Annotated in this window: 21 protein-coding genes; 9 read left to right on the top strand and 12 right to left on the bottom strand. The window is 33.5% G+C overall.

What is annotated here, in order from left to right; translation table 11 throughout:
* Nucleotides 1–21: 21 nt before the first annotated feature.
* The 3 genes from IE051_RS06740 to rpsO form a co-directional block, all read right to left on the bottom strand.
* Nucleotides 22–1,416: a glycosyltransferase family 2 protein gene (locus IE051_RS06740; RefSeq protein WP_189360030.1), complete on the bottom strand. Its 1,395-nt coding sequence runs from the start codon at nt 1,414–1,416 to the stop codon at nt 22–24.
* A gap of 155 nt (nt 1,417–1,571) precedes the next feature.
* On the bottom strand, nt 1,572–3,845 hold the full coding sequence (locus IE051_RS06735; protein ID WP_189360029.1) for a polyribonucleotide nucleotidyltransferase: 2,274 nt from the start codon (nt 3,843–3,845) through the stop codon (nt 1,572–1,574).
* Between the two features lie 249 nt (nt 3,846–4,094).
* Complete coding sequence (gene rpsO / locus IE051_RS06730) at nt 4,095–4,364, bottom strand: 30S ribosomal protein S15 (protein ID WP_189360392.1); 270 nt, start codon at nt 4,362–4,364, stop codon at nt 4,095–4,097.
* Between the two features lie 161 nt (nt 4,365–4,525).
* Here rpsO and IE051_RS06725 point away from each other — a divergent pair, with 161 nt between their 5' ends.
* Complete coding sequence (locus IE051_RS06725) at nt 4,526–5,662, top strand: PAS domain-containing sensor histidine kinase (protein WP_189360028.1); 1,137 nt, start codon at nt 4,526–4,528, stop codon at nt 5,660–5,662.
* Between the two features lie 133 nt (nt 5,663–5,795).
* Here IE051_RS06725 and IE051_RS06720 read toward each other — a convergent pair whose 3' ends face one another.
* From IE051_RS06720 to tamL, 4 genes are all read right to left on the bottom strand, one after another.
* Entirely contained in the window at nt 5,796–6,326 is a 531-nt protein-coding gene (locus IE051_RS06720; protein ID WP_189360027.1) for a hypothetical protein, read from the bottom strand.
* A 71-nt stretch (nt 6,327–6,397) separates the two neighbouring features.
* A complete protein-coding gene (gene accD, locus IE051_RS06715; protein ID WP_189360026.1) occupies nt 6,398–7,255 on the bottom strand; it encodes an acetyl-CoA carboxylase, carboxyltransferase subunit beta in 858 nt (285 codons plus the stop codon).
* A gap of 289 nt (nt 7,256–7,544) precedes the next feature.
* The gene (gene fbaA / locus IE051_RS06710; RefSeq protein WP_189360025.1) at nt 7,545–8,612 is read right to left on the bottom strand and encodes a class II fructose-bisphosphate aldolase; all 1,068 of its coding nucleotides are present in this window, start codon (nt 8,610–8,612) and stop codon (nt 7,545–7,547) included.
* Between the two features lie 134 nt (nt 8,613–8,746).
* Entirely contained in the window at nt 8,747–11,272 is a 2,526-nt protein-coding gene (tamL, locus tag IE051_RS06705) for a translocation and assembly module lipoprotein TamL (protein WP_189360024.1), read from the bottom strand.
* A gap of 173 nt (nt 11,273–11,445) precedes the next feature.
* Here tamL and IE051_RS06700 point away from each other — a divergent pair, with 173 nt between their 5' ends.
* A complete protein-coding gene (locus IE051_RS06700; RefSeq protein ID WP_189360023.1) occupies nt 11,446–12,168 on the top strand; it encodes a TrmH family RNA methyltransferase in 723 nt (240 codons plus the stop codon).
* A gap of 9 nt (nt 12,169–12,177) precedes the next feature.
* Here the strand turns inward: IE051_RS06700 and porT are convergent, their stop codons facing one another.
* Nucleotides 12,178–12,906, bottom strand: a complete 729-nt coding sequence (gene porT, locus IE051_RS06695) for a type IX secretion/gliding motility protein PorT/SprT (protein WP_189360022.1) — start codon at nt 12,904–12,906, stop codon at nt 12,178–12,180.
* Between the two features lie 83 nt (nt 12,907–12,989).
* Nucleotides 12,990–13,715, bottom strand: a complete 726-nt coding sequence (ubiE, locus tag IE051_RS06690) for a bifunctional demethylmenaquinone methyltransferase/2-methoxy-6-polyprenyl-1,4-benzoquinol methylase UbiE (RefSeq protein ID WP_189360021.1) — start codon at nt 13,713–13,715, stop codon at nt 12,990–12,992.
* 138 nt (nt 13,716–13,853) lie between these two features.
* Between ubiE and trkA the strand changes: the two genes are divergently transcribed.
* The 3 genes from trkA to IE051_RS06675 all read left to right on the top strand — a co-directional run bounded on the left by trkA (nt 13,854) and on the right by IE051_RS06675 (nt 17,260).
* The gene (trkA, locus tag IE051_RS06685) at nt 13,854–15,203 is read left to right on the top strand and encodes a Trk system potassium transporter TrkA (RefSeq protein ID WP_189360020.1); all 1,350 of its coding nucleotides are present in this window, start codon (nt 13,854–13,856) and stop codon (nt 15,201–15,203) included.
* 53 nt (nt 15,204–15,256) lie between these two features.
* Nucleotides 15,257–16,720, top strand: coding sequence for a TrkH family potassium uptake protein (locus tag IE051_RS06680; RefSeq protein ID WP_189360019.1), 1,464 nt, complete (start codon nt 15,257–15,259; stop codon nt 16,718–16,720).
* Nucleotides 16,721–16,996: 276 nt separating this feature from the next.
* The gene (locus tag IE051_RS06675) at nt 16,997–17,260 is read left to right on the top strand and encodes a hypothetical protein (protein WP_189360018.1); all 264 of its coding nucleotides are present in this window, start codon (nt 16,997–16,999) and stop codon (nt 17,258–17,260) included.
* 55 nt (nt 17,261–17,315) lie between these two features.
* Here IE051_RS06675 and IE051_RS06670 read toward each other — a convergent pair whose 3' ends face one another.
* Both IE051_RS06670 and IE051_RS06665 read right to left on the bottom strand, forming a co-directional pair.
* The gene (locus IE051_RS06670) at nt 17,316–18,500 is read right to left on the bottom strand and encodes a pyridoxal phosphate-dependent aminotransferase (RefSeq protein ID WP_189360017.1); all 1,185 of its coding nucleotides are present in this window, start codon (nt 18,498–18,500) and stop codon (nt 17,316–17,318) included.
* A gap of 30 nt (nt 18,501–18,530) precedes the next feature.
* Entirely contained in the window at nt 18,531–19,625 is a 1,095-nt protein-coding gene (locus IE051_RS06665) for a fatty acid desaturase family protein (protein WP_189360016.1), read from the bottom strand.
* Between the two features lie 231 nt (nt 19,626–19,856).
* Here IE051_RS06665 and rsmG point away from each other — a divergent pair, with 231 nt between their 5' ends.
* Nucleotides 19,857–20,486, top strand: a complete 630-nt coding sequence (rsmG, locus tag IE051_RS06660) for a 16S rRNA (guanine(527)-N(7))-methyltransferase RsmG (RefSeq protein WP_189360015.1) — start codon at nt 19,857–19,859, stop codon at nt 20,484–20,486.
* Between the two features lie 141 nt (nt 20,487–20,627).
* Here the strand turns inward: rsmG and IE051_RS06655 are convergent, their stop codons facing one another.
* Nucleotides 20,628–21,584 carry a tetratricopeptide repeat protein gene (locus IE051_RS06655; RefSeq protein ID WP_189360014.1) on the bottom strand — a complete coding sequence of 319 codons (957 nt, stop codon included), beginning with the start codon at nt 21,582–21,584 and terminating at the stop codon, nt 20,628–20,630.
* Nucleotides 21,585–22,069: 485 nt separating this feature from the next.
* Here IE051_RS06655 and IE051_RS06650 point away from each other — a divergent pair, with 485 nt between their 5' ends.
* From IE051_RS06650 to IE051_RS06640, 3 genes are read left to right on the top strand one after another with little or no spacing between them, the layout of a single operon-like run.
* Nucleotides 22,070–23,077, top strand: coding sequence for a TRAP transporter substrate-binding protein (locus IE051_RS06650; RefSeq protein WP_189360013.1), 1,008 nt, complete (start codon nt 22,070–22,072; stop codon nt 23,075–23,077).
* Nucleotides 23,074–23,541 (top strand): TRAP transporter small permease, encoded by a 468-nt coding sequence (locus tag IE051_RS06645; RefSeq protein ID WP_189360012.1) that lies wholly within the window; start codon nt 23,074–23,076, stop codon nt 23,539–23,541. Before IE051_RS06650 ends, IE051_RS06645 begins: the two co-directional genes overlap by 4 nt.
* Nucleotides 23,538–24,812, top strand: coding sequence for a TRAP transporter large permease (locus IE051_RS06640; protein WP_189360011.1), 1,275 nt, complete (start codon nt 23,538–23,540; stop codon nt 24,810–24,812). Before IE051_RS06645 ends, IE051_RS06640 begins: the two co-directional genes overlap by 4 nt.
* Nucleotides 24,813–25,025: the final 213 nt, after the last annotated feature.

The following is a 25,025-nucleotide window of genomic DNA, read 5'->3' as shown; positions in this document are numbered from 1 at the left end:
TTTTATTGAATGCTTATGAAGCTATTTGGTTGTCTTATTTTTTGGTAATTCACGTGTTAACCAACCACTTTTATTGGCCGTTGCAATGGCATATGGTGTAATCCAAAATAATCCAAATGTGTATAAAACACTATAGGTATATGCCCATAACGATTCTGAAAGTTTATATTTTTTGGCATAAAATAGGACGGGAAACGTTGATAGAATAAAGACACTAAATAATGTTGAACTAATAAACAGTAACGGGTGAGTAGCAACAAAAAGTAGCATAAAAATTAAAAACGGGTAACACATTATGATTTCTAGAGACTGACTTAAAAAAAGCAGACGTGTACCAAACTTTGATTCATCTTTAAAATTGGTGAATACATATTTAGACATGGCTATGTTTTCACGAACATTGCTTCGGCCCCATCTAATAAACATTTTATACAATCCACTGTATTTTTCTGGAACGTTAGTATAGGCATATGCATTTTTTTGAAATAAAACATGGTAGCCTTGTTTTAATATCATGTTGGTCATAGCGCGATCTTCACCTATATCGGATGGTTTTCCCATAAATTTTTGATCAATCCATTCTGGAAGACAGGCAAATACAGCATCTCGGCGATATGCCGCTAAGGCTCCTGGCGTGCATAGTACAGAATTAAGACTGCTCTCAGCAGAACGTACAAATTCAAAACTTAAAACGAAACTTACATCTAGCATTTTTGGAAGTAACGCTTTTTTGTTATTTAAGACTCTTATATTTCCTGCTACCGCACCACAATTTTCATTTATAGCTATTGGACTAACAAGGTTTCTTAACGTGTTTTTTTCTACTATAGAATCACTGTCAACGGTTACGAATAGGTCGCCTGTACCTTCATGGAATCCACGATAAAGCGCATGACGTTTCCCTTTATTTTTGGGTTGTTTAAAAATAGATAAGCTGTCACCTAAAACCGCTTTAGCTTCTTCTATCCAAGACCATGTGTCATCCTTACTACCGTCATCAATGGCCAATAGTTGTAATTTTTTATTAGGGTAATCGCTCTTAGCTAAGCTCATAAGTGTCTCATATACCTGTTTGCCTTCATTGTAAGCCGGGACAATTACGGTACAGGTTGGTAATTTGTCATCTGTAACTGATGCTATCGGTTTATAGCAAAAATATCTGTACAACGTATAAATAAAAAAACAAGCCTTGAAAAGCACTAATGCACCAGCAATGGCCATAAAGGTTAACCCAAATATGGTGGAGGCACGTTCTATATTAAATTCATAGAAGTCATTTTGTAAGATGTAAAATAGGTAGATGGCATCTATCATTAAGAAAAATGTACAAGCAATAACAAAGGTGCCCCAATAATTGGAGTTATTATTTATATTTTTTGAAACTAGAGGGGAAAGTTTACTTAAGGTAGTTTTCATTTTTTAGCATGGATTTATGAGTTATACGAGAATAATCTGGGTTTAGATTTTATTCTTCTCATATTAAATATAAATACTTGCTTTAATTGAAATAATATCAAAAAAAAGCCAATGAGTATGTACCCATTGGCTTTAAATTTATAAAGATTTAAGAATTAATCTTCTTTTTTATCTTCTCTTGGTTTTCTATCGTCTCTGCGATTATCTCTATTGCGATTATCACGTCCTCGATTGTCTCTACCTCTGCTATCTCTACCACGTCCACCGCGGTCGTTGTTCTCTCTTGGTGGTCTAGCAACATAACCTTCTGGTTTAGGTAGAATAGCTTTACGAGATACTTTTTCTTTACGCGTTCTAGAATCTATACCGAAGTATTTTACATCAAATACATCACCCATATTAACAACATCAGAAACATTTTCAGTACGTTCCCATGCTAATTCACTTACGTGAAGTAATACTTCGTTTCCTGGTGCTTCAACATATTCAACAACAGCTCCAAAGTCAAGCATTTTAATAACTTTAACTTCGTAAACGCTACCAACTTCTGGCTTAAACAATAACGAGTCAATTTTTGCCAAAACAGCATCTATGCCTTTACTGCCAACACCTAAAACTTCAACAACACCCTCTTCAGTAACAGGATCTTCATTGATAACGATAGTTGTTTCAGTTTCTTTTTGTAATTCTTGAATTACTTTTCCTCCAGGACCAATTAAAGCTCCAATAAATTCGTTAGGAATACGTCTAGTAATCATTGTAGGCGCATGTTCTTTTACTTCATTATTAGGTGTTTCAATAGTTTCAGTAATTTTACCTAAGATATGTAAACGGCCATCACGGGCTTGCTTTAATGCATTTACAAGAATCTCGTAACTTAAACCTTTTACTTTAATATCCATTTGACAGGCTGTAATACCATCAGCAGTACCTGTAACCTTAAAGTCCATATCTCCTAAGTGATCTTCATCTCCTAAAATATCTGAAAGCACAGCGTATTTTCCAGACTCCGCATCTGAGATTAATCCCATTGCAATTCCAGAAACCGGTTTCTTTAATTGTACACCAGCATCCATCATAGCCATAGTTCCAGCACAAACGGTTGCCATAGAAGAAGAACCATTAGATTCTAAAATCTCAGAAACCACACGAACTGTATAAGGACAATCTTCAGGAACCATACCTTTTAAAGCACGTTGTGCTAAATTTCCATGTCCTACCTCACGACGAGATGTTCCACGAATAGGTCTAGCTTCACCCGTTGAAAAAGGAGGGAAGTTATAGTGTAAATAGAAACGCTCTTCACCTTCGTAAGATGGCATATCTATTTGGTTAGCTTCTCTAGAAGTACCTAAGGTAACAGTAGCTAATGCTTGAGTTTCCCCACGTGTAAAGATTGAAGATCCATGAGTAGAAGGTAAATAATCAACCTCACACCAAATTGGTCTAATTTCATCTGTTTTACGTCCGTCTAAACGTAAACCTTCATTTAGAGTTAAATCTCTAACCGCAGCTTTTTCAGCTTTAGAATAGTATTTAGAAATTAATCCGCCAAAATCTTCTTGCTCTTCCTCAGAGAAAGATGCTTTGATTTCTTCTTTAATTTCTCCAAAAGCAGCACTACGTTCATGTTTAGCAGAACCTGCTTGAGCTACAGCATATACTTTATCGTATGCCATATCATGGATTTTCTGAGCTAAATCAGCATCTTCGCGTTCTGGCTCGTACTCACGTACTTCTTTTTTACCGAAAGCTTCAGCTAAGGCTACTTGCGCAGCACATTGTACTTTAATAGCTTCGTGTGCAAACTTAATAGCTTCAGTCATTTCTTCTTCAGAAATCTCATCCATTTCACCTTCAACCATCATTACCGAATCCGCAGAAGCACCAATCATCATATCAATGTCAGACTCTTCTAATTGCGCTCTAGTAGGGTTAATAATGAATTCACCATTTACACGACCAACTCTAGCTTCAGAGATTGGGCACTCAAACGGGAAATCAGATAATTGAATAGCCGCAGAAGCTGCTAAACCTGCCATAGCATCTGGCATAACATCATCATCATGAGACATTAATTGAATCATCACCTGAGTTTCAGAATGATAATCTTTTGGGAATAATGGACGTAAAACACGGTCAACTAAACGCATGGTTAATACTTCTCCGTCACTTGGTCTAGCTTCTCTCTTAAAGAAACCTCCTGGATACCTTCCCGCAGCAGCAAATTTTTCTCTGTAGTCTACCGTTAAAGGTAAAAAGTCTACATCGGCCTGTTTGTAGTTGGAAACAACTGTACATAATAACATACATTTTCCAGATTGAACAACAACACTACCGTGAGCTTGTTTTGCCAATTTTCCGGTTTCGATAGAAATTTCTCTACCATCACCAAGGTCAATAACCTCTTTAAAAACTTTTGGAATCATAAATTTTTTCTTGTAATTTAAGCATAGCTATGCCTAAATTTAATTAAACAATGGTCGTTGTGTTGTGTAGTTGTTGTGTGTATGACCAATGAAAAACTATAATTAGCTTCTTCTATTTACGCGGTTTAAACTCCTGCGCTTGAGTTATATTGTAATAAGTCTAACCTTTTTTTATATGCTCTATGCACTATTAAAAACAAAAAGGTATAAACAAAAAACCACGCTTTAGCGTGGTCTTTATGTTGTAGACTATTTTCTTAATCCTAATTCTTTTACTATGGCACGATATCTTAAGATATCTTTCTTAGTTAAGTAATCCAATAAAGCACGACGCTTACCTACTAGTTTTACCAATGAACGCTCAGTATTAAAATCTTTACGATTGTTTTTTAAGTGTTCAGTTAAGTGATTAATTCTATGCGTAAATAACGCAATTTGTCCTTCAGCAGAACCGGTATCGTTTTTACCTTTACCGTGTTTTGCAAACATTTCTTCTTTTGATTCTTTTGATAAATACATGCTAATATTATTGTAAATGATTGTTATGTAATCGAAAGCCTTTCTTTCGAGCGGCAAATATAGTAATTTTTTAGCTTGAAACATTTATTTTTGTTATTTTAGCTAGACCCTCCCCAAGGATCAATACTTATAGTTAAAAACTAACTTATAATTATCTCCGCATGAAATCTAGTTTCCTTAATAATAGTATTCCGGATACTTATGACTCTTTTGAAGAAATTTTCAATAATACATACAATGGTATAGTTATTTTAACATTGGATGGCGAATGGGTAAAAGTAAACGATAGTATTTGTAGTCTCTTTGGATATACTAGAAATGAATTGTTCAATATGGACATTCAAAATATTGTTTTTAGACAAGACTTAGGTGTTCATGCCACAAAGTATGAACGTTTAATGCAAAGGAAAATAAGTAGGTATAGAGTAATGCAACGTTATTTTCATAAGGACGGTACGATTATTTGGGTGTTAATTTCTGTATCCTTAATTTATAATAAGGATGGTACTCCTGGGCAAATGATTTGGCAGTTCTCTGATCAAACAAGTAGAAAATTAAATCAGGATAAGCTAAAACTTATGCTTGCTGTAGTAAGAGAGCAGAATGAAAGACTCACGGCCTTTGCAGATATAGTAACCCATAATTTAAGGTCTCACTCCGGTAATTTATCAACGATTAAAGATTTCCTGAAGGAGGAGTTTACTTTACTCGCTGAAAATGAAAACTTTCTATTACTCTCAAAAGCGATTGAGAATTTAGAGGAAACCGTTTCTCATTTAACCGAGGTTGCAAAAATAAAGCAAGTAGGAAATGATGAATTGCATACATTGAACCTTTATGGTTATGTTGAAAAAGCAATTTATAATGTTACAGCACTTGCTCAAAATACCAATACTACAATCATTAACCGTATTGATGAAGAGTTATTAGTAAAAGGTGTGCCTGCTTATTTAGATAGTATTATATTGAATTTTTTAACTAATGCTATAAAGTATAGGTCTGAAGAAAGACAATCAAAAGTAGAAATCTCTTCAACCAATGAAGATCAATTTGTTGTACTAAAAATAGAGGATAATGGTGTAGGTATTGATTTAGAAAAATACGGGAAGAAACTCTTTCACATGTATAAAACCTTCCATTCTAATAAAGATGCCATAGGTTTAGGTTTGTTTATCACTAAAAACCATATTGAGTCTATGGGGGGTAAAGTTGAAGTTAAAAGTGAGGTAGGTGTAGGTAGTGAGTTTTTAATATATTTAAAAGGCGTTGAACAAAAAAGCCCGTTAGATATTAACTAACAGGCTTAATTAATTTTGTTTTCCAAGAAGTGAATTTTATAGAATGTATCGTTAAAATATAACCAAAGAATAAGGGTTTGAGATATTACGCAGACTTAATTACTATTCTTGGTTTTGGAAACGCTTTCTTTAATTAAATTACGTCAATTACTACTTTAAGGTCCACTTTCAGTCTTAGGTCAAAACTAACAGGTATTTCACTTATTGTACCAGAAATTTTTGCTGTAACTGAGGGATCATTTTTTAAAATATTAGCAATGGTGTTGTAATTACTTGCTGTTCCAATGTTATAAACAGTGCCTGAACCCTCGGCAGAGCTTAAGTTAATATCTTCTAATGTAATTATTTCATTGTTAAACGCTATAGACGCATTACTTAATGTAATATTGTCATTTCCAGAGAAATTTTCAATTTTAAAAGTAATAGATTCAATAGCAATACTTTGAATTAGATTTAAATTGTCAGCAATTTCTTGATTGGTTGAAATATCAACGGTAACTGTTTCGGTTATACTTACTGGTTGACCTTCGGAATTTGCGCTTTCTGAAATTCTAAATACGCTTTCAAAATTGTCTCTAACATCAAACTCAGTGAGTTTGTCTATTTCATCACAACTTAAAACATTTAATAGTAGGATAATTAATAATGTGGCTTTTGTTTTCATTTTTATATTTTTTTAGAATGTTAGGCTATTAAAACATTCTGTGTACCTAGGGGGAAGTAACTAAATAAAAATTATGACCTTAAAGGCTGGTTAGTAATTAAGTCTATGTATTGATTTACTTTGTCTTTTAAGTCTTTTCTTAGGGTTATAAAATCTAAGAAACCGTGCTCCAGTAAGAATTCAGAAGTTTGGAAGCCTTCAGGAAGTTCTTTACCTGTGGTATCTCTAACAATACGCGGTCCTGCGAAGCCAATTAAAGCGCCAGGCTCACTAATATTAATGTCACCTAACATCGCAAAAGAAGCAGTTGTTCCTCCTGTTGTTGGATCTGTGCATAAGGATATATAAGGTATTTTGGCATCAGATAATTGTGCTAACTTTACAGATGTTTTTGCTAATTGCATTAAAGATAATGCTGCTTCCATCATTCTAGCGCCACCTGATTTAGAAATAACCATTAGCGGTATATTGTTTTTTAATGAGTAATCTGCTGCTCTTGCAATTTTCTCACCCACAACACTACCCATAGATCCGCCGATAAAAGCAAAATCCATACAAGCAACTACTAAATCTTTTCCTTTTGATTTTCCAACAGCCGTACGAACAGCATCTTTTAGTTTGGTTTTATCTTGAGCAACTTTTAAACGCTCAGGATATTTTTTTGTATCCTCAAATTTTAATGGATCTTTTGATTCTAAGTTTTTGTCTAGTTCTTTGAATTTATTATCATCAAAAAGAATTTCAAAATACTCTTTGCTTCCAATTCTAACATGATAACCATCTTCCGGACTTACATAAAAGTTTTTTTCTAATTCTTCAGTATCTACAATTTTTCCAGTTGGAGATTTATACCATAATCCTTTTGGCGTATCTTTTTTCTCTTCCGTGGTTGTGGTTATTCCTGCTGTTTTTCTTTTAAACCAAGACATAATGATTTATTATTTTGATCACCTTAAATAGGTGGTTTTTAAAATTAAAATACAATCAAACTTTTCGTTTAAGATTGAGGCATTAATTGAAGCTTTTCAGAATCATCCTGAAAACCGACGCCTTTAAGCCTAACTACAAAATTAAACCTTTTTTTAATTTAGGAGCCAGCCTTTTATGATTTTATTACCTTAATGAGGTTAAGGTGTTGTTGTCTAGGTAGATAAAACAAAAAGACCCTGTGTTAAACAGAGTCTTTTTCTTTCATATTTACAATAAAAACACTTAGGTTTATAAAGTATTTACATTGTTTAAGTCTTCAAACGCTTTTTTCAAACGCGTTACAAATGTTTTTTCGCCTTCACGTAACCAAACTCTTGGATCGTAATATTTCTTATTTGGAGAATCATCACCATCAGGGTTACCAATCTGTGACTTTAAATATTCAGATTTCTCACCCATATAGTCTCTAATACCGCTCATGAAAGCGTATTGTAAATCAGTATCAATGTTCATTTTAATAACACCATAGCTAATACCTTCACGAATTTCTTCAACTGTAGATCCTGATCCACCGTGGAAAACAAAGTCAATATGGTTTTCTTCAACACCGTATTTCTTGGTAATAAACTCCTGAGAGTTTTTTAAGATTTTTGGAGTTAATTTTACATTACCCGGTTTGTAAACACCATGTACATTACCAAAAGCAGCTGCAATGGTAAATTGAGGACTTACTTTACTTAATTCTTCATAAGCATAAGCAACTTCCTCTGGTTGTGTGTATAATTTTGAGTCATCAACATCTGTATTATCAACACCATCTTCTTCACCACCAGTAATACCAAGCTCAATTTCTAAAGTCATTCCCATTTTGCTCATGCGCTCTAAATAGGTTTTACAGATAGCAATGTTTTCTTCAATAGGCTCTTCAGATAAGTCAATCATGTGAGAACTGAATAACGATTTTCCAGTTTCAGCAAAGTGCTTCTCACTAGCGTCTAATAACCCGCCAATCCAAGGTAGAAGTTTTTTAGCACAGTGATCTGTATGTAAAATAACAGGCACGCCATATGCTTCAGCTAAAGTGTGAACATGTTTTGCTCCAGCAATTGCTCCAGTAATTGCGGCTTTTTGGCCGTCATTACTTAAACCTTTACCTGCATTAAATTGTGCACCACCATTAGAAAATTGAATAATAACAGGAGCATTTAAATCTCTTGCAGTTTCTAAAACACCATTTATAGTATCTGAGCCAATAACGTTTACAGCAGGAAGTGCATAGTTGTTAGCTTTGGCATGATTAAATATAGCTTGAACCTCTTGTCCTGTAGCTACTCCAGGTTTTATGTTATGTCCCATTTTTTTAATTTAAATTAATTTCTAATTATTAGAAATCAAAAGTAATCAAATTTTAAGGAATTTACAGGCGTTTTGAAGCGTGAATTAGTTAAAAAACACTAAAACGTTATAGTATTATAGTAAAGATATCTTGCTCAAAATGGGTAGTTTATACCAATGTTATATACTGCGTTAGAGAAATTATAATCATTAAACCACCTGTTTTTTTCTTGATATGAAGGGTCATAGGTTTTAAAACCAACATCTAATCTAAAGACAAAATAACTAAAGTCATAACGCAAACCAATTCCAGATCCTACGGCTATGTCTTTAAGAGAACTTAACCCTGTAAAGGTGGCATTTGGGTCTGTTACATTATCAAGAACGTTCCAGATATTACCAACATCAACAAACACGGCGCCATTTAATTTCTCGAAAATATTGAATCGCTGTTCTGCACTAAATGCAATTTTAAGATTGGCTTCATTGAATTCATCTCTGGTTTTTGAACTACCGGGACCTAAGCTATAGGCAGACCAAGCTCTATTATCATTGGGGCCTCCAGCAAAGAAACTTTTAGCAAAAGGTATACTGTTTGAGTTTCCATAGGGAATAGCAATACCAAAAAAGCCTCTTATGGCTATGACATTTTTTTTGCCCAAATCCCAGTGTTTCACATAATCCAATTCCGTTTTTAAATATTGAGAGTATGCCACATTAAAAAGCGTGTAACGTCCACTAGCATCTTTTTCCAGACCTAAAAGGTCTGAGGCAGCATATAATAAATTTCCTGCTCCTTCAAATTTAAATCTGAAAATAGAAAAATCTTCATCAAACAAGTTCGTTCTGTTATCCTTAGTGAAACTGAAACTTGACGAAAGAATTAGGTTGTTTTCAGTAAGTCTAGTTTTTCGCTCGTCAATACTGTTTACTTCATTTAATTGGTCTTCTGATAATTCTGGAGCAGGAGGAGGGCCCAAGGCGTAATCAATAAATTCATCTGCTTCTTCTGGAATACCTAAGTTTTCGTCGGGATCAATATATCCAACATCTTGGGCAATTTTATTTAAGGAGTTATAGGATGTTTGATATACTCCAAAATAATTGTCAGGATTTAAATTTCGGACATACTCAATGTTAATGAGGTTAATTCGATTATTCAATTCTTCAGTGGGTAGCCAGTTATAATTTAACGACCCAATAAAAGTTTGTTTGTCCAGTCCAATATTGGTTTGACTTGTAGTTGCCAGTCCAATTTGGGTTGTGGGCGACATGTATTTCGGAATGATATGCTTAGTATAAAAAGGAGTAAATAATCTGGGAATTGTGAGTCTTAAATCCACCCCATATTCAATGATATCAAAAAAAGCATCATTAGGATTGTTTTTGTCTCTTGATGCACCTACCGCAGCCTTAGCAGTAACACTTAAAGTCTCTGCACCTCTGAATATATTGCGCATTTGCAAACTTGGGTTAAATGAAAATCCAATAGTTTGTATATTACTTTGGGAAACATCAGCACCTAAACCTAAACTGAATTTTTTTAAAGGAGAGAGCTTTATGGTATGGGTAAGCGTATTATCAAGATGTTCTGTGATTTCAATATTCGGATATTTAAAGACCTTAAGTTCTTTTAAATGACGGTAAGTACGGAGAACATCAATTTCTTTAAATACATCTCCTGGTTTTATAAATATGGCATCTGTAATGGTTTTTGGACGGTATCTCATTTTTCCATAGCTGTATAAATTATAGCCGTCATAAGAGACTGAGTCTTGAAAAGGTTTACTGCTATTTTCAAAAGAGTAATCAGTTATTATATTTACTGCTTGAATGTTGAACACTTTAAACGGTTCTCGCTCTAAGGAGTCGGGGGTTCTGATTGCCCGATCGGGAATCGTTAGATTTACATTTACTTTTTTATTAGTCCCTATGGTGTCAATAACAAAAGATACATAATCCGTATTAAAATGATAAATTCCAGAATTTCTTAGTTTCGATGAAATTCGATCGCGCTCATTTTCAAAATCAGAGGTTTTGTATTGCTCATTTTCCTTTAAATAACTTTCTTGTTTTATATCTTCATAAAGTGCTTGAATAGAAGGCGATTTTATTGTGGTCGTTATAGAATCAAGAATATAAGGTGTTCCTGTATCTACAGTGTATTCTATTTCCGCTCTTTTATCATCATTTTTGGTGATATTGTAATCCGCTTTAGCGTTAAACCAACCATTATTAGTATGGTATGCCTCAAGATTTTTAACCGATTTCTTTGCTTTATCTTCATCAACTATAACAGGAGGCTCTCCTGTTTTTTTTAGCCATTTGTTAAACCCTATTGCCGAAGCTCTTATTTGGTCTACTTGCTTTTGAGAATACAAGTTTTTTAGATGTTCTTTTCGTTTTGGCTTTTTATTTAACCAAGCATCAAAAATAGAATCTCTATTTGGTCGTGCTGAATTATATACATGAAGACTCAAGGGGAAACTAGCAATCTTCTTATTAGGCTTTTGAGCAAGCAAGTTTTCTATGGATTCCCTTTTATCAGTTTCACTATTAATGATGACGGCGTTTTTTGTAAGTAAATGCTCATCGTCTGCAACTCTTTTTACAGCATCACAGGAAATTAATTGCGCTCCAATTATGATGAAAATTAATATTTTTAGGAGTTGTTTATTCAAATGAAAGTATACTTAGTTTTGGGTTTTGTAATTTTAATAATTAAACAAAATGTTAAGTATTGGTTATAATGTCAAAAATACATTAATTATACCAAAAAAATATTTAAATATTCGCAGGGTCTGACTAATCTGTTTATTATTTTCTTTTCTTTATAAAAAATATAAATTTAATCATGCTTTCTAAAAGTCAAATAAAATTAATAACGAGTTTAAAGCAAAAAAAATATAGACAAAAACATGATTTGTTTGTTGCTGAAGGCGTTAAGACGATTAAAGAATTAATGCAATCTAATTTGGAACTTTATGCCTTATACACCACAGAGGAAATCAATATTGATGCCAAAAATGAAGTTTTAATTTCTGAATCTGATTTAAAGCGCATCAGTTTTTTAACAAGCCCAAACAATGCTTTAGCCGTTTTTAAAAAACCAGAATTGAAACCAATTAATGAAAACGGACTAATAGTGGTTTTAGATGCCGTAAGGGACCCGGGTAATTTAGGGACCATTATTAGACTTTGTGATTGGTTTGGAATTGAAAATTTGGTTTGTTCTAATGAAACTGTTGATTGTTATAATCCAAAAGTTATTCAAGCAACTATGGGGTCTATAACAAGAGTGACTGTAAATTATCTGGATTTGGTGCCGTTTTTAAAAGGGAATAAAAGTCCCATTTATGGTGCCTTCATGGATGGTGATAATGTGTATAAATTGAACTTACCAAAATCGGGGATAATAGTTATGGGTAATGAGGCAAATGGTATTTCTAAGGAAGTAGAGGCCGCGATTACAGATAAAATATCAATACCTCGATTTGGAGATATGCAGGTGACAGAAAGCTTGAATGTAGCGACAGCTACCGCAATATTATTAAGTGAGTTTAAAAGAGGAACCTAGAAAACAATACTATTGAAATGTAAAGTTTAGAAAGGCCCCACGTGTTTTCATACTTGCAATATTACTGGTCCAAGGACTGTTAGGGTCTTCGTCTCTAACTAATTCATCACTTATACCAAATATTCCTCTAATGGAAGGTGTGAATTTAAAATTGTACAAATAGAAGTCTATACCAAAGCCTAACTCATAAAAGAAGGGGTTACTGGTTGTTCTAAATTGGCCATTATCATTATCCTCAGGATTATCTTCATTACTAGATAAATTCAATGCTGTTGAAAAGCCGCCAACTATAAAAGGTTTAAAGTTGTTTACACGCTTTGTAGATACCTTAACCAATAAAGGAATGTGAATGTAAGTAGATTTAATTTCCCTAACTAAGTCAGAAGGTTTGTAATCTTGACCATCAAAATAACTTGGGCTATAATGTAATTCTCTAGTATTTATTGATAGTCCCGGCTCTAATCGTAAATCAATAAATTTATTAATGCGCAAGTTACCAATAAGACCAACATTGAATCCAGGACCGCGCTTAACATATATGTCTCTTAAGTCTTCGTTATAATTGAATTTGAAATCATAGCCATTCAGTCCAAGGAAATAACCCCACCTCAATAAGTCATTATCTGTAGAACCTTGCCCTTGATTGGCATCATAGGTTACTTTTTCTTTTTGAAAGAGCTGGGCAGTAGATACTTGAGATATAAATAAAAAAGCGATTAATATTAAAACGTGTTTCATGTGTTTTACTAGTTTTTTCAATGGTTACTTGAGGCTCTTAAAAGTAGTATTGTATTGTTTTTAGTTATGAAAGGTTCATATTATTACTTAGATGATTTGTAAATTGTTGCCACTCCAAAAGTTTGTGGAAAATCTTCAACATTAATAAACCCCATTTTTCGTAAAATATTGTTTAAGTTTTCACCATAAGGGAAAACAGAGGCTGATTCGCTTAAATAGGCATAGGCGCTTTGATCCTTAGAAAATGTTTTTCCAATAAATGGCATAATATTATTTGTATACAATTTATAGCCCTGTTTAAAAGGTGTTTTTGTAGGGACAGAAGTTTCTAGTATTACAAAAGCACCGCCTGGTTTAAGAACTCTTAAAATTTCTTTTAGTCCGTTTTCAAGATTTTCAAAGTTTCTTATGCCAAATGCAACGGTGATAGCATCAAAAGAATCATCCTCGAAAGGCATGTTTTCACTATCCCCTAAAATCATATCTATTTTAGAGTCTAATCCTTTCTTATTGATTTTAGTCTTACCAATCTCAAGCATGCCGCTGCTTATATCTAAACCAATAATTTTAGAGGCGTTGGTTTCACTAAGATTAATAGCTAAGTCACCAGTTCCCGTGGCAATATCTAAAATGGTATCTGGATTATTTTCTTTAACCAGTTTAACAACTTTTTTGCGCCACTTAATGTCTATTCCAAAAGAAATTACGCGGTTTAAACCATCATATTCACCTGAAATGTTATCAAACATTTTAGTGACTTGTTCTTTTTTGGTTAAATCGCTATCCTTGTATGGTTTTATTTTTGACAAAACTTTAAATTTTTGGCAAATATAAACTATTAGGTAAGTATTACATAATAAGGATTCTAAATAATTATATTAACGCTATTGCGTAATACAATATTGATTTTATACTATATTTGTTGTACTTTTTATGATATTTAAACCATGAAGATAATAATTGCTGGTGCAGGTGAAGTAGGATTTCATTTGGCAAAATTGCTCTCTTACGAATCGCAAGAAATCACACTGATAGACCCAGATAAAAAAGGTTTAGCCTACGCAGATACCCATTTAGATATTAGAACGGTTAAAGGTGATGCTACTTCAATTGCAATTTTAAGGGAAGCTCGTGTGGACTCATGTGAACTTTTTATTGCTGTTACTTCAAGCGAATCTATTAATATAACGGTATGTGTTTTGGCCAAACAACTTGGCGCTACAAAAACGATAGCAAGAATATCTAATACAGAGTTTATTCATTACAAAGACGAAGTGGGATTTACCAAGTTTGGCATTGATGAATTAATATCACCAGAGGCATTGGCTGCAGCAGAAATTGAATTGTCATTAAAACAATCTTCATTTGATGAAAACTATGAGTTTGAAGATGGTGCACTTACTATGGCGGGATTAACACTACCAAGATCGGCTTCTTTTGTTGGTAAAACAGTTAAGCAGGCTGCTGAGATTTTTCCTGAAATACATTTTGTACCGATAGCGATTCAACGGTTTGGAACGCAATATACCATTATCCCTAGGGGCAATACAAAGTTTAAACGTGGTGACACAGTGGTTTTTATTACTTCAGAAGGAGGTGCAGATGAGTTATGCCGTTTAACAGGTAAAGAAAATAGAGCCATCAAGGATGTCATGATTTTGGGGGGAAGCCAAATAGGATATAAAACCGCTAGAGACTTAAGCGAGAAAGGCTTTAATGCAAAGCTATTAGAAGGTAATCGAGATCGAGCTTTTGAGATTGCAGATGAACTAACGAAAGTCTTGGTTATTAATAGTGATGGTAGAAACGTTGATGTTCTTGAAGAGGAAAATATTGCCCAAATGGATGCCTTTATTGCTGTAGGACCAAACTCTGAAACGAATATCATGTCATGTTTAGTTGCTAAATCAAAAGGCGTTAAAAAAACCATCGCTTTGGTTGAAAATATGGACTATTTTGATTTATCACACTCTATAGGAATAGATACTTTAATAAATAAAAAGTTACTGGCAGCAAACAATATATTTCGATATATAAGGCGAGGAGAAGTTGTGGCTATGACCAAGCTTAGTAATTTAAATGCTGAATTATTAGAGTTTGAGGTCAAAGCAAATTCTGCGGTTTGTAATAAAACCATTAAGTCTATTAATTTTCCTATCACAGCAATTATTGGAGGGGTTATTAGAAATGGTGTGGGTATGATTGCGCTTGGGAGTTTTAAAATTCAGGAAGGTGATCGCGTTGTTGTCTGTTGCTTGTTGAAGTCGATAAAAACGGTCGAAAAGCTTTTTGTTTAAAACCATAATTAAACAATACTATATTGAAACTCAATTATAAAATTATAGTTCACATGTTAGGGCTGCTGCTTTTGTTTAACGGTGGCTTTATGTTATTGTCTGCACTCATAAGTTTCTTTTATCAAGACGGTGTTACACTATCAATTTGTCTTGCTGGAATTATTACTTCATTAATAGGTATATTATGCATGTTTTTTACACGATTGCATGAGAAGGAGATAAATAAACGTGAAGGTTATATTGTGGTTACTTTTGGATGGGTTATTATGTCTCTATCAGGAACTTTACCTTATGTATTTACTAATAGTATTCCAGAATTTACCAATGCTTTTTTTGAAACCATATCGGGTTACACCACCACAGGGGCTTCTATTCTCAATGATATTGAGGCCGTGCCAAAAGGTGTCTTGTTTTGGAGAAGTATGACTCATTGGATTGGTGGAATGGGGATTATTGTTTTGGCTATTGCTATTTTACCATTGTTAGGTATAGGAGGGATGCAATTATTTGCGGCTGAGGCACCAGGACCAAGTACAGATAAATTACATCCAAGAATTACAGATACGGCTAAGCGTTTATGGCTTATTTATGTGGGATATACAGCTGCTGAAACTATTTTGCTTACCGCAGCAGGAATGTCGTTTTTTGATGCTATAAACCATGCGCTATGTACCTTATCAACTGGCGGGTTTTCTACAAAAAATGCTAGTGTGGCTTATTGGAATGGGCAGCCTATTATTCAATATATTATTATACTATTTATGTTCTTAGCCGGAACAAATTTTGTTTTGAGCTACTTTGCTTTTAAAGGGAAAGTTCAAAAAATTATACATGATGAGGAGTTTAAATTGTATTTCAAATTCATTGCTGTATTTACTATTGTAGCGGCACTTGTTATTTATTTTAGGGCAGATGTTAGTGCCTCGTCAATTGATCATCCCATGGTTTGGGGTGAAGGGGAAAGTGCCTTTAGGCATTCTTTATTTCAAGTACTAGCTATTGTAACCACTACAGGTTTTGTAACAGCAGATTATACTTTGTGGACACCTTTTTTAATGGTTTTCTTTTTTGGTCTGATGTTTTTAGGCGGTTCTGCTGGTAGTACCTCTGGAGGGGTAAAGGTAGTTCGTCATTTAATATTAATAAAGAACGGTTTTCTCGAGTTTAAACGTACCCTTCACCCACACGCTATCGTACCTGTTCGTTATAATAAAAAAGCTATTAATAGATTTATTGTATTCAATGTTTTGGCCTTTTTTATTCTTTATATGTTATCTTTTATAATAGGTTCTTTAGGGTTTTCTATAATGGGTATTGAATTTAAATCGGCCGTTGGTTTGGCTGCATCTACACTTGGTAATGTAGGACCTGCCCTAGGTGATTATGGGCCGGTTAACAATTATGCTGGTTTGCCTAGTTTAGGTAAATGGTGGGCGTCTTTTTTAATGCTTATAGGTCGTTTAGAGCTATTCACAGTTCTGATTCTTTTTACACCCTTCTTTTGGCGTAACAGATAGTTTAATTGGGGATTTCCTTTTCCGGAATCGAATGAAGTATAGGTCGCCTTATTTACTAAACCTTATTTAGGCTATTCTATGCTTTATTACAAAAAAAGGACCTCATCACTAATGCAAAATACTAAGCTCGATTGTAACATTTTTATAAAATAACCTACATATATTATAGAGTAGCTACTACGAAATTATTAATTGATGTTTTAAGATATCTTCTAAAACTCAATACTGCTTTGTTGCATATTTCAACAAAGATTCGCAATTAAAATATTAGAAATTATGGGAGGAGAAGGGGCAATGGCCGCTGCAAACAATTCGTTAAAGAATAACAGAAGCCTATTATCAAAAAGAAAAGATAGAAAAGCATTATCTGGTAGTTATGAGCATGTGGAAATTAAAGATTTTCCTAAAGCCACACCAGAAAAGTTGATGGAAATTAAAGAACGACTAACCAGAGAGAATAAGCAAGCGCGGATAACATACTTAATTGGTTTTATAGTTATTATTCTCATACTTACAGGGGGATTATATGCTATAACTTAAAAAAGCCACTAATATCATATTAGTGGCTTTATAAAATATTTCAAGTGATATGTTATTAGCTTACCGCTTCTTTTATACGCTTTATGGCTTCAATAATTTGCTCGTTGGACGCAGCATAGGATATCCTTATACAATCAGGGTTACCAAAAGCTTCTCCAGTTACCGTTGCTACAAGGGCTTCTTCCAGTAAGAATAATGAAAAATCACTGGCATTATTGATTTTCGTTCCTTTTAAAGTTTTTCCATAAAAATGAGTTACATCAGGAAATACATAAAAAGCACCATCAGGCACATTGCATTTAAATCCTTCAATATCATTTAATAAGCCTAAAATTAAATCACGACGTTGTTTAAATTCGTCGATCATATATTTTACTTTTTCAGGAGACTCTGTACAGGCTGTTATCACAGCACGTTGGGCGATACAGTTGGCACCACTAGTAGCTTGTCCTTGCAATTTATTACAGGCACGTGCTATTTTTTCAGGACCACCAATATAACCAATACGCCATCCAGTCATAGCAAACGCTTTAGAAACACCATTTACAGTAATAGTACGATCGTACATTTCTTCAAAGCTCGCAATACTTGTATGACCTTTACCATAATTAATGTGTTCATAAATTTCATCAGAAACCACATATATATCTGGATGTTTGGCTAATACGTCAACTAAAGCTTGTAGTTCAGCTTTACTGTATACCGATCCACTTGGGTTGCAAGGTGAGCTAAACCACATCATTTTAGTATTTGGCGTGATTGCAGCTTCCAGTTGATTCGCGGTCATTTTAAAATCGGTATCAATAGATGTTTTGACTTCAACGGGTACACCATCAAATAATTTCACGATATCCGCATAACTTACCCAATATGGACATGGTAAAATCACTTCGTCTCCTTTATTTAGCATAACACCAGCAATATTAAATAATGCCTGTTTAGCTCCTGTAGAAACAACTATTTGGCTTGGAGAATATGTTAAGTTATTGTCACGCTTGAATTTTGTGATAATGGCTTCTTTTAAATCAGCATACCCATCAACAGGAGTATAAGAATTATAGTTATCATTAATAGCTTGAACCGCAGCTTCTTTGATGAAATCCGGCGTGTTAAAATCTGGTTCTCCCAAACTTAAACCGATAATATCTTTTCCTTCTCCTCTAAGTTCTCTTGCTTTTGCTGCCATGGCCAACGTTGCAGACGTAGACATGTTTAAAATTCTATCAGATAGTAATTGCATTTAATTATTTGTTAAAAGTAAATATAATGATTAGGCCATGTTAGGTTTTCTTCCTAAGACCTTTAATTGGTTATAATGTTCAGCTACAGCTTGCCAAAACGAATTATATTCGTTGTATGGTAAGCTAAACTCTTTTGCAGTTTCTTTAACTATTTTGGCGATTTTGCTATAGTGTACGTGACTAATATTGGCAAATAAGTGGTGTTCAACTTGTCTATTTAATCCTCCGGTATAAAATTCAGCCAACCAGCTTTTTGGTGAGAAATTTGATGTTGTAAATAATTGGTGGATAGCCCAAGTGTTTTTCATATTTCCATCAGAATCAGGTAAGGGCATCTCTGTATTTGGCATCACATGTGCTAATTGAAAAATGACACTTAAAATAATTCCGGCCGTATAATGCATTACTATAAAACCAATTAAAACTTGCCACCATGTAAAACCAAGTGATATTGGTAGTAAAACCCAAATGGAGTAATAAACAATCTTTCCAATAATTAATTTAGTCCATTGGGTAGCCGGGTGGGGTAATTTTCCATAGGCTAGTTTTCTTTTAAGATAATGGTAGGTTTGAATAAAATCTGTGGTTATCGCCCAATTGGCCGTTAATAATCCATATAAGAAAAATGCATAATATTTTTGATATTGATGAATTTTTAACCATTTGGTGTGCTTTGAGAATCTAATAATTCTACCAGCATCAATATCTTCATCGTGACCTTGAATATTGGTGTATGTATGATGTAAAACATTGTGTTGTACTTTCCAATTGTAGTCATTACCAGCTAATATATAAATGCTGCTTCCCATTAATTTGTTAACCCACTTTTTACTAGAAAAAGAGCCGTGATTAGCATCGTGCATGACATTCATGCCTACACCGGCCATGCCAACACCAGTACATACCATACATAATATTTGTACCCACCAAGGTAAATCTACCGTAAGTACCAGAACTGTTGGTACAATCAATAAGGCAAACATGAAAATGGCTTTTGAATAAAGTTTCCAATTACCAGTGCGTTTTATATTGTTTTCTTTAAAATAATCGTTAACGCGTTTATTTAGTGTTTTGAAAAATTTTGCAGAATCAGTTCTTGAAAATGAAAGTGCTTGTTTACTCATGCTATTATATTTAATATGATAAATAATATAAATTGCTGATCATACCTGAGGGCAAAGATAGGTATAAACCAACTTAAGTAATACCATTTTTATGTAAAAAAATGTATTGAAAAAGCATATTTTTGTTGAAAATTTAACAAGAACAGTCATCGTTTAATCATAGATGCTTAGTTGATTATTGGCATTCTTTTTAGCGAGTTATGTTGTTGATTTATAAAACACTAGAATTTAATGGAGCTCATTTTAAAGTATTTTACTGACCTTACAGAGGATCAGATACAAAAGTTTAAACAATTAGAATCTTTGTATCAAGACTGGAATTTAAAAATCAACGTGGTATCTCGAAAAGATATTGATGAGTTGTATTTGCGTCATGTCCTACATTCATTAGGTATTGCTAAAGTAATGTCATTTAAAGCGGGAAGTAAAATATTAGATGTTGGAACGGGAGGAGGCTTTCCTGGTATTCCCTTAGCAATTTTGTTTCCTGAGTGTTCGTTTCATTTAGTTGATAGTATCGCCAAAAAATTAAAAGTGGTAGATGAAGTTATAGAAGGGTTGGGTATAACCAATGTGAAAACAACCCATAGTAGAGTAGAGGCTATTGATGACACTTATGATTTCATCGTTAGTAGAGCTGTTGCTGCGATGCCTACATTCGTGCATTGGATCAAGGGAAAGATTGCAAAAAAACAAAACCATGAACTAAAAAATGGAATTCTATATCTAAAGGGAGGTGATCTTTCAGATGAACTTAAAGATTATAGAACAACTACTATTTATAACTTAAGTGATTACTTTAGTGAAGATTTTTATGAAACAAAAAAAGTGGTGCATTTGCCATTAAAATATAGAGGATAACTTTCTTAAAGTTGAGGTTTTATTCCTAGTTATTTCCGCTTAAAATATCCTTCAGTTACATGGAATCCTGATTATTTAATTCATAATAAATTTCATTGACCGGAAATGGAATAAAATTAATTTGGCTGAATGTTGGTATGCCTATAACTTTGCTAGTGGGGCAAGATTGTTATTAAAATAATAATATTGATTTTGAAACCAATAGGTATTATTGTAGGGGTTAATACTTGAAACGTCATCATCGATAGATAAAATTTCGTTGGCACGTTTAAAGCTCGCCTTGGCATTTTCATGGTCATTAACCTTATTATAGGCCATGGCTATTCCTAAATGAGCATCAAAATCCATATTGTCAAATTTGAGGGCCTCATTGAAGTCAGAAATGGCCTTAGTATATTCACCTAGTATTAAATAAGAAGCACCTCTGTAAAAATAGGCGTATGCGTTATTGCTATTTAAGCGCAAAGATCGGGTTAAATCTTCGTTTGCATTTTCGTAATAATTAATATCCATTAGAAAGGCACCTCTATTGTAATAATGCATAGCGTTTGGCGCAATTAAAATGGCGGTTGAATAATCTTGTGCAGCTTCCGTATATTTTTCTACCGCTTTATATGCTGATGCTCTTAACGTATATAATTTGGGTTGATTAGGTACGGCTTTGATGACTTTATTAAAATCAAGTATGGCGCGTTCATATTCTTCAAGGTCATACCGCACACAAGCCAAGCTATACAATGCATCAAAAAAGTTTTTGTCTAGCATGAAAGCTTTTGCGTAATCTTCTTTAGCCCCGCTTAAATCTTTTATACTATATCTTGAATTCCCTCTATTGTAATACGTGTCAGCATCAGGTTGCTCCACTATAATTTTGGAGTAATCAACTATGGCTCCATGGTAATCTCCTGAATCATTTTTTGCTAGTCCCCTCTGAAAATAAGCATCCAAATTTTTAGGCTCTAACTTAATGACTTCATTGAGCAGTTGTATCTTTTCATCAAAATCAGTTGATCGCAATGCTTTACGGTATAGCTTACTTGCTTGCCCAACAGAGAGCAATGGCAAAAGCATTAGTAAAATGAAGAGTTGTTTTTTCATTAGCGTTTTTTATTCAACAAATAGCGTGCCGCTTTTTATTGAAGAAATACTCAGGAAAGATAAATAATTTTTGTGGGATTTGAATCGGTATATTTCATTCTAATATAATTTTCTGTATACTCTAATCTTTAACTTTTTAAGTACTTAATTTTTTTCATTGGCTAATTCATTGGGCGCTTTTAACTTGTATAAGGCAAGGATTAGGTTTATCATGTTATTACTTCACATATATCTTTCTTGGTATTAGTAGTTATTGTCATATTCTTTAGGGCAATTGAACTTGTTTTATTTATATTAAATAACCTTTAAGAAGCAATAGGAACATGCAAGAAGCCATTACATATATAATAATGGTTGTATGGAGTTATCAAGAGTGTAATTGGTCAAATAAATTATTAAAACCTAGTTAGATAATAATTCAATAATGTGGATGTAGAACAATTATTCCTTACATTTCAGAAGGAATAAAAAATTATTCAAATCTAATGTTGAAATTAAGATGTGAATTTAGGTTTTTACTTAATGTATTCGTGCTCTTATTGGTTTGTCTTTTAATGATTCAATGTCAATCAAAAAAGGATAAGGAACCAGAATTTTTATTTCGAGCCAGTCTTCTTGTTAATGAAAATCATACATGGTACAAAGGCTTTGAACATTTAGCGGATTTGCTTTATGAACGCTCAAAGGGTAGAATGAAATTGGAAGTTTATCCTTCTGAACAATTATCAAAAGAAATTGAAGCGATTCGTTTAATTCAAGCGGAGGTTATTGATATGACTACTACAGGGTCTGTATTAAGCAATTGGTTTGAAATGGCTATTTTTTGTGAGTTGCCTTTCTTTATGAGGGATTCCATTGATATGAAGAAATTTATAAATAGTTCCATTGGACAACAAATGGAAAAAGAAATGATTCAAAAAACGGGTTTAAGACCAGTTGCTTTTTTTCAAAGAGGCGAACGTCATTTAACATCAAACCGACCTATAAAACATCCAGATGATTTGAAAGGTTTAATTATAAGAATCCCTAATGTTCCTGCATTTGTAACAGCCTGGTCTACATTAGGCGCCAAGCCCACACCTATGGCGTTTTCTGAAGTTTTTACTTCATTACAGCAAGGCACTATTGAGGCTCAGGAAAATCCTTTTGCTTTAATAAAAAGTGCTGGTTTCTCAGAAGTACAGAGCTACATTAATTTGACTGGTCATGTGGTAAGTTGGAGTTATCCCGTTATTGGTGAAAAACAATTTCAGAAGCTCCCAAAAGATTTGCAAACTATTTTTCTTGAAGCAGCAAAAGATATGCAGGATTTTGAACACCAATTATTTCAGGAAAATGAAAAAAGTGTGCAGCAAGAATTGAAAAAATTGGGTTTGACGTTTATAGAGGTAGATAAAGAAGCTTTTTTGAAAAAATGTGAACCAGGTATTTATGAAAGTCTCTCACCAGATATGAAAACGGTATATCATCAAATAAAAAAGATTCTAGAATGAAGCCCAGTAAAACAATCGGACGAATACTTAAATTTGGTACACTTTGGAGCACAAGTGGTTTTGTATTTACAGTAGTCCTTCAGATATATGCGCGGTTTTTTCTAGAGAATGCGCCATCGTGGACAGAAGAGGCTTCAAGATTATTTTTTATATATGCCATTGCTTTTGCATCAGGTCTGGCATTAAAAAACAATTATTATGTCCATTTAGATATGTTTTTTAACCGTTTTAATCCAAAAATTAAGAGACGAATACTTTTTGCTATTCCCTTTGTGACTTTTATATTATTTGGTCTAATAATGATTTTTAGTATTCAACTAATTATACTTGGTATGCCTGAAAGATCGCCAAGTATGGAGTTTAATATGGGTTTTGCCTTCTTTAGTATTTTTATTATGTCTAGTGCAATATGTTATTATGCTTTAATTCAAATATTACAATCCCTTAAATCAGATAAAAAATGATTTGGATTTTAATAATTGTTTTTGTGGTTTGCTTGATTTTGAGGTATCCCATTGCTTTTTCTTTAGGCCTTTCATGTTTATTGTATTTGGTTTTTAAAGGGACACCATTGATCGTTGTACCAATGAAAATGTATTCAGGAATTGATGTGTTTATATTGCTTAGTATTCCTGGTTTTATAATAGCGGGTAACTTAATGAATCAGGGTGGTTTAACAGAAAAAATCATTAGATTTTGTAACCATTTATTGGGGCATATAAGGGGCGGTTTGTCTTTAGTAAATATTGGAGCGTCAATGCTTTTTGCAGGCATATCTGGTACTGCCATTTCAGATACTGCTAGTTTGGGGTCTATTTTAATCCCGGCTATGAAAAAAGAAGGGTATGACTCAAGTTTTTCATGTGCGGTGACTGCTGCCTCGTCAACTGTAGGTCCTATAATTCCGCCAAGCGTTCCCATGATCATTGCGGCAACCTTAAGCGGTTTGTCAGTAGGTAAATTATTTTTGGCAAGTGCTATTCCAGGTATTTTACTGGGATTGGGATTGTTGTTAACAGCCTATTTTATTTCAAAACGAAAAAAATATCCTAAGCACCCTAAAAGTAGTTTTAAGCAAGTGGCCAGAGGTTTTTTTGACACGTTTTGGTCTCTATTAATGACTTTTATTATTTTATTTGGAATTATAGGAGGCATATTTACACCAACAGAGGCCTCAGTAGTAGCAATTATATATGCACTGATAATTGGTCGTTTTGTTTATAAGAAATTGAACTTTAAGAATGTCCAAATTGTCTTTTTGGATTCAATGAAATCTTCAGCCTCACTAATGATTTTAGTTGGGTTTGCTAATCTTTTTGGATGGATTTTAATTATTGAGCAAATACCGCAGACCATCTCTAGTGAAATTTTAGGTTTCACAACAAATAAGTATATGGTATTGCTTTTAATAAATTTGTTACTCATTGCTGTGGGCACCTTTATGGAAACTATAGCAGCTTTATTGATTTTGTTCCCTATCCTTTTAAAAGTGGCATTGGCGGTAGATGTTGATCCTATTCATTTTGCCGTAATAGCTGTATTAAATTTAATAATTGGTTTAACGACCCCGCCAGTTGGGGTTTGTTTATTTGTTGCCTCAAGTATAGGAAAGGTGTCCATAACCTCTGTTAGTAAAGCTGGTTTTCCTTTTCTAATGGTCAGTTTTATTGTGCTCATTTTAGTTACATTGTTTCCTAGCTTATCTCTAGCACTTCCTGAATTATTTGCGGATTAGAGGATTACTATTTTTTTACTTAGTACTCTTATTCATGAGTCTTTGTATTTGACCATCGGGTAATCTTAAGACTGAATAATATCCCTTATTATTATAGAGGTGTAATCGTCTTTTAAGGCTCAATTATCGTAAGGCACTAGAAATTAAATTTTGTTGCATTGTGTATATGTAATGCAAAAAAAATCCCAATAACTTTTTATTGGGATTTTTCTG

Source organism: Algibacter mikhailovii (assembly GCF_014651495.1).
GTDB classification, from domain to species: domain Bacteria; phylum Bacteroidota; class Bacteroidia; order Flavobacteriales; family Flavobacteriaceae; genus Algibacter_E; species Algibacter_E mikhailovii.
This window is presented reverse-complemented; position numbering and strand designations above follow the sequence as displayed.

What these genes read in the sequence shown, in the direction of transcription:
- IE051_RS06740 (WP_189360030.1), bottom strand. Translation starts at nt 1,416, where the DNA reads ATGAAAACTACCTTAAGTAAACTTTCCCCTCTAGTTTCAAAAAATATA.
- IE051_RS06735 (WP_189360029.1), bottom strand. Translation starts at nt 3,845, where the DNA reads ATGATTCCAAAAGTTTTTAAAGAGGTTATTGACCTTGGTGATGGTAGA.
- rpsO (WP_189360392.1), bottom strand. Translation starts at nt 4,364, where the DNA reads ATGTATTTATCAAAAGAATCAAAAGAAGAAATGTTTGCAAAACACGGT.
- IE051_RS06725 (WP_189360028.1), top strand. Translation starts at nt 4,526, where the DNA reads ATGAAATCTAGTTTCCTTAATAATAGTATTCCGGATACTTATGACTCT.
- IE051_RS06720 (WP_189360027.1), bottom strand. Translation starts at nt 6,326, where the DNA reads ATGAAAACAAAAGCCACATTATTAATTATCCTACTATTAAATGTTTTA.
- accD (WP_189360026.1), bottom strand. Translation starts at nt 7,255, where the DNA reads ATGTCTTGGTTTAAAAGAAAAACAGCAGGAATAACCACAACCACGGAA.
- fbaA (WP_189360025.1), bottom strand. Translation starts at nt 8,612, where the DNA reads ATGGGACATAACATAAAACCTGGAGTAGCTACAGGACAAGAGGTTCAA.
- IE051_RS06700 (WP_189360023.1), top strand. Translation starts at nt 11,446, where the DNA reads ATGCTTTCTAAAAGTCAAATAAAATTAATAACGAGTTTAAAGCAAAAA.
- porT (WP_189360022.1), bottom strand. Translation starts at nt 12,906, where the DNA reads ATGAAACACGTTTTAATATTAATCGCTTTTTTATTTATATCTCAAGTA.
- trkA (WP_189360020.1), top strand. Translation starts at nt 13,854, where the DNA reads ATGAAGATAATAATTGCTGGTGCAGGTGAAGTAGGATTTCATTTGGCA.
- IE051_RS06680 (WP_189360019.1), top strand. Translation starts at nt 15,257, where the DNA reads ATGTTAGGGCTGCTGCTTTTGTTTAACGGTGGCTTTATGTTATTGTCT.
- IE051_RS06675 (WP_189360018.1), top strand. Translation starts at nt 16,997, where the DNA reads ATGGGAGGAGAAGGGGCAATGGCCGCTGCAAACAATTCGTTAAAGAAT.
- IE051_RS06670 (WP_189360017.1), bottom strand. Translation starts at nt 18,500, where the DNA reads ATGCAATTACTATCTGATAGAATTTTAAACATGTCTACGTCTGCAACG.
- IE051_RS06665 (WP_189360016.1), bottom strand. Translation starts at nt 19,625, where the DNA reads ATGAGTAAACAAGCACTTTCATTTTCAAGAACTGATTCTGCAAAATTT.
- rsmG (WP_189360015.1), top strand. Translation starts at nt 19,857, where the DNA reads ATGGAGCTCATTTTAAAGTATTTTACTGACCTTACAGAGGATCAGATA.
- IE051_RS06655 (WP_189360014.1), bottom strand. Translation starts at nt 21,584, where the DNA reads ATGAAAAAACAACTCTTCATTTTACTAATGCTTTTGCCATTGCTCTCT.
- IE051_RS06650 (WP_189360013.1), top strand. Translation starts at nt 22,070, where the DNA reads ATGTTGAAATTAAGATGTGAATTTAGGTTTTTACTTAATGTATTCGTG.
- IE051_RS06645 (WP_189360012.1), top strand. Translation starts at nt 23,074, where the DNA reads ATGAAGCCCAGTAAAACAATCGGACGAATACTTAAATTTGGTACACTT.
- IE051_RS06640 (WP_189360011.1), top strand. Translation starts at nt 23,538, where the DNA reads ATGATTTGGATTTTAATAATTGTTTTTGTGGTTTGCTTGATTTTGAGG.